At 62.2% G+C, this 444-nt stretch carries 1 protein-coding gene; it reads right to left on the reverse strand.

What is annotated here, in order from left to right:
* A partial coding sequence (locus MPC4_RS02950; protein WP_174511207.1) for a peptidylprolyl isomerase occupies window positions 1–444 on the reverse strand: 444 nt, incomplete at both ends.

Genomic DNA, 444 nt, shown 5'->3' on the forward strand with positions numbered 1-444 from the left:
GTCGAGGTCGCCGCCGCGTGCGCCGGATCCCGGATCCTTGGACTGCTTCTTGGCGATGTCTTCGAACTTGGCACCCTTCTTGAGCGATGCGATGATGGCCTTGGCCTGGTCTTCCGTCTCGACCAGGATGTGGCTGGCCTTGTATTCCTTGCCGGTGTTGGCGGCCAGGAACTTGTCGTATTCGGCCTTGATCTCGGCGTCGGTGACCGGGTTGGCCTTCTGGTATTCGGTGAACAGCTCGCGGATCAGGATGGTCTGGCGGGCCAGTTCCATCTGGTCCTTGACGTTCTGGGTGCCTTCCAGGCCGCGCTTCTGCGCTTCCTGCAGGAAGATCTCGCGGGCGATGACCTCTTCCTTGATCTGGCCTTCGATCTCGGGGGTGATGGGACGGCCGGAGCGTTCCACCTGCTGCTTCAGGACCTCGATGCGTTCCTTGGGCACGGC

The organism is Methylocella tundrae, assembly GCF_901905185.1.
Classification (GTDB): domain Bacteria; phylum Pseudomonadota; class Alphaproteobacteria; order Rhizobiales; family Beijerinckiaceae; genus Methylocapsa; species Methylocapsa tundrae.